General features: G+C 61.0%; 2 protein-coding genes. Both read left to right on the forward strand.

Going from position 1 to position 3,299, the window contains the following annotated elements; translation table 11 throughout:
- Positions 1 to 394: 394 nt before the first annotated feature.
- Positions 395 to 877, forward strand: a complete 483-nt coding sequence (locus FHT70_RS29960) for a hypothetical protein (RefSeq protein WP_183706742.1) — start codon at positions 395 to 397, stop codon at positions 875 to 877.
- A gap of 448 nt (positions 878 to 1,325) precedes the next feature.
- Positions 1,326 to 3,299: Ti-type conjugative transfer relaxase TraA (gene traA / locus FHT70_RS29965; RefSeq protein WP_183706743.1), on the forward strand; the 1,974-nt coding region annotated here is incomplete at its 3' end.

Below are 3,299 nucleotides of genomic sequence, written 5' to 3' on the forward strand. Positions count from 1 at the left end.
CATTGCTCATCCCTTGCACCTCACCGCCTTTGTGCTGGCAGTTTCCACTTCGCCTCACGGTTCGGTGGACCGGTCACCCGGTGGTTACGTTGTCCTCGAAGCTCCACACGGAGTCGTTGCCAACTTCGCATGTTCGGGTAGGGAACGACTGATGGAACGGTCGGTTTCGTAAAGTTCACATCACGTGTTCTCCTCTCGAAACAGAGATTCATGCGACTTTCAGGTCGCACTCCGGCGTCAAGGACGGCGCGGTCGCCCCCAATTTTTCCGCCGCGCGTTTCACTGCGCTCTGGAAAAATCGGTTCCCCCGCTTGCAAGCCGCGTTCCGCGGTCCCTGACCCCTCTTTGCAACAGAGGCGCCGATCTCCGTCATCAAGATGAAGGAGATCACATTATGACAACCGATCAGAACCTCATGCTCTACACCAAGCTTGCCGGTTTCCGACTCATCGTCCTGGCAAACCGCTTCGGCTGCGACAGCAGCTTCTCGCGCGAGCTTCACGATCGCCTGGTCGATGGACTCGAGGCGGCAATTGATCGGATCCACGTCATCATGGAATTGCAACGGAGGGTTCTCATCGGGGACGATGAATTCGCCGAATATCAGCTGGAGGGTGAGAACGACACTTTCCGGCGCTTCACCATCGATCTGCTGGACGACCTCGAAATCGATTGCGACACGCACGAATTCCGCGTCAACGGCGGCGATTGGATGAATGCTTGGGCTGTCGACGACACTGGCATCGATACCAACTATCCCAAACTCGTTGCGCTGATCGCGGACGAACTCGGCTCGCTGGCGCCAATCATCAAGGATATCACGTTAGCAACCGGCATACCCGTCTATGTGGCGCGTGCCGTTCAATGGGCCGGGTAGCAGCGCCCAATTCTGGTGATTCGCAAACAAGGCAGCCTCTCAGTCGGCGGTCGTCTCTGAGGGGAATTGGTCGTTTTGTATTCACCCGATCCTGCGAAGAACAACATGTGAATCGAATCGAAGTCTTGGCCGTCAGAAGCGGTGGCTTACCGCCCAGGGCCAACCGCTATATTCACGTAAAGCTTCCGATCAGAGTTAGAAAGTAAGCATAGCTCGCCATGGCCGCCATGCGCCATTGCCGGCCATCCCCAGCCGTGTTTCTCATCATTATACTAACTAGAATAAAATAGTTAAATAGTCTATTTTGCATCAATCTGAAAATGTCGCAGCCGCAATTCCGATCGATAGGCGCGTTTCGGAAAAGCGGCATCGGCCCTGCGGTCCGATCGATTTGAGGGCGCAATATACGTCGCTCGCGCGACGTGCTTGGAAGGTGTGCGGGGCCGCTGTGGCAATCATGTTCGTCAGGGCGCAGGTGATCAGCAGGGGAGCGGGGCGCAGCATCGTCTCGGCCGCCGCCTATCGTCATCGCGCCCGGATGATAGACGAGCTGGCCGGAACGTCCTTCAGCTATCGTGGTGGGGCGCGGGAACTGGTGCATGAGGAACTGGCGCTACCCGATCAGATCCCGGCTTGGCTGACGGCGGCGATCGGTGGGCAATCCGTTGCCAAAGCGAGTGAGGTGCTCTGGAATGCGCTCGATGCTTCCGAGACGCGGGCGGACGCGCAGCTCGCCCGCGAGCTAATCATCGCACTGCCGGAGGAACTGACGCGAGCGGAGAACATCGCGCTTGTCCGGGAGTTCGTCCGGGACAGCTTCACGTCGATGGGAATGGTGGCCGACTGGGTCTATCATGACAACGACGGCAACCCGCACATCCATCTCATGACCACGCTGCGTCCGCTGACGGAGGACGGCTTCGGCCGGAAGAAGGTTCCTGTTCTTGGCGAAGACGGCAAGCCGCTACGCATTGTCACGCCCGATCGACCGAATGGCAAGATCGTCTACAGGGTATGGGCAGGCGACAAGGAAACCTTGAAGGCCTGGAAGATCGCCTGGGCGGAAACGGCCAACCGGCACCTGGCGCTCGCCGGTCATGAGATCCGGCTCGACGGTCGTTCCTATGCCGAACAGGGGCTGGACGGCATCGCGCAAAAACATCTTGGGCCGGAGAAGGCGGCATTGGCGCGAAAGAGGAGGGAGCTCTATTTCGCACCGGCCGATCTCGCGCGCCGGCAGGAGATGGCTGACCGGCTGCTGGCAGAGCCGGAGCTTCTCTTGAAGCAGCTCGGCAATGAACGCTCCACCTTCGACGAGAAGGATATCGCCAGGGCGCTGCATCGATATGTCGACGATCCGGCAGACTTCGCCAACATCCGCGCCCGGCTGATGGCGTCGGATGAACTTGTGATGCTGAAGCCGCAGGAGATCGATGGAGAAACGCTTAAGGTCTCAGACCCGGCAGTCTTCACCACACGCGAGATACTGCGCATCGAATATGACATGGCGCGTTCGGCGCGGGTTCTGTCGGAGCAAGCAGGCTTCGGCGTTTCGGCTCGGCAGGTCGATGCGGCGATCGAGCGCGTCGAGACCGGCGATCCACAAAAGCCGTTCAAGCTCGATGCGGAACAGGTCGATGCCATCCGCCATGTCACCGGCGGCAGCGGCATTGCCGCCGTTGTCGGCCTTGCCGGCGCCGGCAAGTCAACGCTGCTGACGGCAGCCCGCCTTGCCTGGGAAAGCCAGGGGCGCCGGGTGATCGGTGCCGCCGTTGCCGGCAAGGCGGCCGAAGGGTTGGAAGACAGTTCCGGCATCAAGTCGCGCACGCTCGCCGCCTGGGAACTGGCCTGGGCCAATGGGCGCGATGCACTCCACCGCGGTGATGTGCTCGTCATCGATGAAGCCGGCATGGTGTCGTCGCAACAGATGGCCCGTGTGCTTGACATCGTCGAGGAGGCGGGCGCGAAAGTCGTTCTCGTCGGCGACGCCATGCAGCTGCAGCCGATCCAGGCGGGTGCTGCCTTTCGGGCGATCAGCGAACGCATCGGTTTTGCCGAGCTTGCCGGCGTGCGCCGCCAAGGCGAAGAGTGGGCGCGCCAGGCCTCGCGGCTCTTTGCCCACGGCGAGGTGGAAAAGGGGCTCGACGTTTATGCCCGGCATGGTCATCTTGTCGAGGAGGAGACGCGTTCGGCAGCAATCGACCGGATGGTCGGTGACTGGACCGAGGCGCGCAGACAGGCCGTCGGCCGGTCTGTCTCTGAGGGCAGGGATGGCCGTCTTCGCGGTGACGAACTGCTGGTGCTTGCCCACACCAATGACGATGTCCGCAAGCTGAACGAGGCGCTGCGTGCGGTGATGGCAGGCGATGGTGCGCTTTCCGACAGCCGCACCTTCCAGACGGCACGCGGGGCGCGGGAGTTC

Origin of the sequence: Rhizobium sp. BK049 (assembly GCF_014193135.1) — a bacterium.
GTDB lineage: Bacteria > Pseudomonadota > Alphaproteobacteria > Rhizobiales > Rhizobiaceae > Rhizobium.